This is a genomic window from Streptomyces diastatochromogenes, from assembly GCF_002242805.1.
GTDB classification, from domain to species: domain Bacteria; phylum Actinomycetota; class Actinomycetes; order Streptomycetales; family Streptomycetaceae; genus Streptomyces; species Streptomyces diastatochromogenes.
In genome coordinates this window covers 1-4,545 of record NZ_MCGQ01000071.1, presented here as the reverse complement: position 1 = coordinate 4,545, position 4,545 = coordinate 1, and the positions used below count along the sequence as shown (strand labels likewise).

Annotated in this window: 5 protein-coding genes; 2 read left to right on the top strand and 3 right to left on the bottom strand. The window is 69.2% G+C overall.

Going from position 1 to position 4,545, the window contains the following annotated elements:
* A partial coding sequence (locus tag BEK98_RS44715; RefSeq protein ID WP_167444428.1) for an ATP-binding SpoIIE family protein phosphatase occupies nucleotides 1–1,115 on the top strand: 1,115 nt, incomplete at its 5' end.
* Between the two features lie 15 nt (nucleotides 1,116–1,130).
* Here the strand turns inward: BEK98_RS44715 and BEK98_RS44710 are convergent.
* Complete coding sequence (locus BEK98_RS44710; protein ID WP_094222581.1) at nucleotides 1,131–1,508, bottom strand: winged helix-turn-helix transcriptional regulator; 378 nt, start codon at nucleotides 1,506–1,508, stop codon at nucleotides 1,131–1,133.
* A gap of 168 nt (nucleotides 1,509–1,676) precedes the next feature.
* Between BEK98_RS44710 and BEK98_RS44705 the strand changes: the two genes are divergently transcribed.
* Nucleotides 1,677–2,690 carry an MBL fold metallo-hydrolase gene (locus BEK98_RS44705; protein ID WP_167444427.1) on the top strand — a complete coding sequence of 338 codons (1,014 nt, stop codon included), beginning with the start codon at nucleotides 1,677–1,679 and terminating at the stop codon, nucleotides 2,688–2,690.
* A 73-nt stretch (nucleotides 2,691–2,763) separates the two neighbouring features.
* On the opposite strand, the gene BEK98_RS44700 is transcribed toward BEK98_RS44705, so the two are convergent.
* Complete coding sequence (locus tag BEK98_RS44700; RefSeq protein ID WP_094222579.1) at nucleotides 2,764–4,233, bottom strand: aldehyde dehydrogenase family protein; 1,470 nt, start codon at nucleotides 4,231–4,233, stop codon at nucleotides 2,764–2,766.
* 30 nt (nucleotides 4,234–4,263) lie between these two features.
* Nucleotides 4,264–4,545 (bottom strand): aquaporin (locus BEK98_RS44695; protein ID WP_208643411.1); only part of this gene is annotated, 282 nt, incomplete at its 5' end.

Here is a 4,545-nt window from a genome sequence, read left to right as displayed (position 1 = left end):
ACGCCATGGCCGTCGCGCTGCAGCGCAGCCTTCTGCCCCATGCTCTTCCCGAGCAGAGCGCTGTCGAGGTGGCCCACCGCTATCTGCCGGCCGAGGCGGGGCTCGGCGGGGTCGGCGGCGACTGGTTCGACGTCATACCCCTGCCGGGAGCCCGCGTCGCGTTCGTGGTGGGGGACGTCGTGGGGCATGGTCTGCACGCCGCCGCCACCATGGGGCAACTGCGCACCGCCGTGCACAACTTCTCGACGCTCGACCTGCCGCCCGACGAGTTGCTCTGGTACCTGGACGAACTCGTCACCCGCATCGACCAGGACCGGGACGACGAGAACAGCGAGGCACCGACGCTCACGGGTGCCACGTGCCTGTACGCGATCTACGACCCGGTGTCCGGTCTGTGCACCATGGCCAGAGCCGGCCATCTGGACCCCCTGATCGTGTTCCCGGACGGCCGTGCGGACCTGGCCGGGATACCGGCCGGTCCCCCGCTGGGCCTCGGCGGGCTGCCGTACGAGACGGCGGAGATACGCCTGCCCGAGAGCAGCGGCATCGTGCTGTACACCAACGGCCTGATCGAGGAACGGCAGCGTGACATCGACGAGGGGATCGAGCAGCTGCGGCGCGCCATCGCACACGCCGGACGGACGCCGGAGGAGATGTGCCAGGCCGTGATGGACGCGCTGCTGCCGACGGCACCACGCGACGACGTGGCCCTGCTGGTCGCACGCACCCGGCTGCTCGACAGTGACCGTACCTCGATGTGGAGCGTGCCTTCCGATCCCTCGGCCGTCGCCGGCGTGCGGGCTTGCGCCGACAGGCTGATGCACGCATGGGGTCTGGACGAGGAGGCGTTCACCCTGGAACTGATCCTCAGCGAGCTGGTCACCAACGCCATCCGGCACGCGACCGGCCCCATCAGCGTGCGCCTGATCCGGGACCGCAGCCTCATCTGCGAAGTGTCCGACGGGAGCAGCGTGTCCCCGCACCTGCGCCGGGCCACCACCATGGACGAGGGCGGCCGCGGCCTCTTCCTCGTGGCCCAGTTCGCCGACCGCTGGGGCACGCGCTACACACCTGACGGCAAGGTCATCTGGACCGAACAGCAGTTGCCCGCATAGCCGTTGCGGCCCCGGTCAGCTCCGCTGACCTCGGTCGTACGCCGCCCGTGCCTCGCCGATCGCCTCCGCCGTCAGCTCTGCCCACTGCCGTATCTCCCGCACGACCGGGCACATGGTCCCGCCCAGGGACGTGAGTTCGTACTCCACGCGGACCGGGACCTCGGGGTAGACCCGCCGAGCGACGAGTCCGTCGCGCTCTAGGTCGCGGAGGGTTCTGGCCAGCACCTGCCCACTCACGCCGAGCCGGTTCTTCAAGTCGTTGAACCGGGTGGGGCCGCCTTCGAGCACATGGGTGATGAGCACGGTCCACCTGCTGGCTATGCGGTCGACCGCTTCTCGCGTCGGAGTACCGGTGCCGTAGATCTCGCCTTCGTGCCGAGGCGGTGTACTCATTCGACAAACCTTCGTTCCGTGCCGGTAATTCAGTTCTGACCAGGTCACATAAGAGTGACCTGGTGACATAAAAGTCAGCTTTCCGAGCAACTTGATGAAACTTCAAGTACCTCCTAGCGTTGATCTCGGCCGGCCATTCGACCCCTCTCACCGAAAATGAGGACAGGCATGATCAACCGTCGTTCCATAATCCGTGGCGGCAGTGCCGCCGCCGTCGTCGGCGCCGGGGCTCTCGCATTGTGGCCGAATTCCGGTTACGCCGCGGAGAGTCCGAGCTTCCTGCCGCTGCCCCCGGACGCGAAGCCGCTGCCCGACAACGGAAAGGGCTACCGGCTGCAGCGCGCCGGAAAGAACGGCTACGTCGTCATCACCGGCTTCGTGCAGTCCGTCTTCGTCGTGACCCACGACGGTGTCGTGGTCGTCGACGCGCCTCCCGCTTCCCGTGGAAAGCTCAAGGAGGCCATCGCCTCCGTGACCGACAAGCCGGTGACGCACTTCATCTACAGCCATTCCCACCTTGATCACGTGGGCGCGGTGACCGAATTCCCGGATGCGGTGCGTATCGCCCACGCCGACTGCGCCACCATTCTCGCGCTGCACAACGACCCCGCGCGGCCGTTGCCCCAGAAGGTCCTCCACGGAAAGCACAACACGCTGCACATCGGCGGCGAGGAGATCCATGTCATCTATCCGGGCTCGAACCATGAGTCCGGGAACATCCTCACCTACTTCCCCCGCCAGCGGCTCGCCGTCATGACCGACGTCGTCATGCCGGGCTGGGCCCCTTATCGCGGCTGGGGCAACGCGGACTACCTGCCCGGAATCCTCCTCGCCCATGACGCCATCCTCCGCCTCGACTTCGACACGTACGTCGGCGGTCACGTCTACCGCACCGGCACTCGGGCCGACGTCGAGCAGTCGCGGGCCTTCTTCATCGACTTCTGGAACACCACGAAGAAGAACATGGGGGCGATCTCCTTCACCGAGGCCGCCTCCGAGGTCGAGGCGGCGAACGCCTGGGCCGCCCAGAAGGTCTGGATCGACCGCGTCGCCAAGGCCACGCAGGCCGAACTCGTCGACCGCTGGGGCTCCCGGATCGCCGCGGTCGACACCTTCACCGCCGACACCGCCGGTTCCGTCGTGGTGTCCATCTCCACCGACGCCACCATCGACTTCCCGTAGTTCGCCTGATCCGACCGTCGGCCCGTTCGCAGAGGCCGGGGCGCCGCACAGCGCCCCGGCCTCTGCCGCGTGCTCAGATCGGGAAGTGCGCGCGGCCCCGGACCTGGGCGGTGACCCAGCGGGTGTCGGTGAACGCCTCGACGCCGGCCTGGCCGCCGAATCGGCCGTAGCCGGAGTCCTTCACGCCACCGAAGGGGGCCTGGGGCTCGTCGGCGATGGACTGGTCGTTGATGTGGACGATGCCGGTGCGCAGGCGTGCTGCCACGTCGAGACCTGCCGCCAGGTCTTCGGTGATGACACCGGCGGTGAGCCCGTAGGGAGTGTCGTTGGCCAGCGCCACGGCTTCGTCCGGGCTGTCGACGACGTGCACGACGGTGACGGGGCCGAAGGTCTCGTCGTAATAGATCTTCATGTCCTGGGTGACCCCGGTGAGCACCACGGGGCGGATCAGGGTGTCGGGCCCCTCGGTCCTGCCGGTGCCCGCCGCGAGGGTCGCGCCCTTGGCGACCGCGTCCTCGACGAGCGCCGTGATGCGCTGTGCGGCCCGGGAGTTGACGACGGGCCCGACGGCGACGGCGGGGTCGGCCGGGTCGCCGCAGTTCAGCTCGGCCACCCGGGCGGCGAGCTTGGCGGTGAACGCCTCCGCGAGGGAGCGGTGGACGATGAGGCGGTCGAGGCACATGCAGATCTGGCCGGAGTTCATGAAGGAACCGAAGACGGCCGCGTCGACGGCGTAGTCGAGGTCGGCGTCCTCCAGGACCACCAGGGCGTTCTTGCCGCCGAGTTCGAGGACCGCGGGCTTGAGGTGCTGGGCGGCCTGGACTCCGACGGCACGTCCCACCTCGGTGGAGCCGGTGAAGTTGACCATGCGTACGCGTGCGTCGGCGATGAGTGCGGAGACCACTTCGGCGGCGTCCGCGCGGTCGTTGGTGACGACGTTGAGCACCCCTGCGGGCAGCCCGGCCTCGTGCAGTATGTCGGCGATGAGCAGGCCGCACGCGAGGGGGGCGTCCTCGCTGGGCTTCATCACGACCGTGTTGCCGACGGCGAGCGGCAGCGCGACCGCGCGCACGCCCAGGATGACCGGCGCGTTCCACGGTGAGATGGCGGCGACGACGCCCTTGGGAACGCGTACTTGGGTGGAGATCACTCCGTCGGCGTTGGTGGCGAGCACCTGTCCGGCCGGCTGACTCACGGCTGCCGCCGCTTCCAGCAGGATGTCGGCACCGAGGCGGGCGTTGAAGGCGGCCCAGGGTGCGGTGGCGCCGACTTCCTCCGCCATGGTCCGCACGATGTCGTCGGTGCGGCTGACCATCAGTTCGGCCGCCTTGAGAAAGATCTGCCGGCGTGTGGCGGGCTTGGTGGCGGCCCACCGCTCGAAGGCCGCGTCGGCGGCGTCCACCGCGCGGCGTACGTCCTGGACGGTGCCGGCGGCGACCTGCGCGTGGACGTCCCCCGTCCAGGGGTTGATGTCGGGAGTCGTTCGGGCGGAGGAAGCGGGCACCTCGGTGCCGTCGATGATCAGGCCGCGGGTGGTGGGCATGAGTTGCTCCTGGGTGAGGGGGCGGGGTGGTCAGGTGGTGGCCGGCTGGGCGGGGGCCGGTCGGCCGGTGCGCAGGGTGCGGTGGGCCAGGCCGGTGAGGAGACCGGCTACGAGGGGTGAGAGCAGGTAGGTCCCCAGGTGCGTGTACTCGCCGGAGAGCAACGCCGGACCGAAGGCACGGGCCGGATTGATGTTGGCGCCGGTGACCGTGCCCAGCGAGGCGATGACGAGACCCACACCCACGGCGATGACCGCCGGGATCAGTGCGTGCAGCCGGGGGCGGCCCATCACCACGGCCACTGCCGCGAGTAC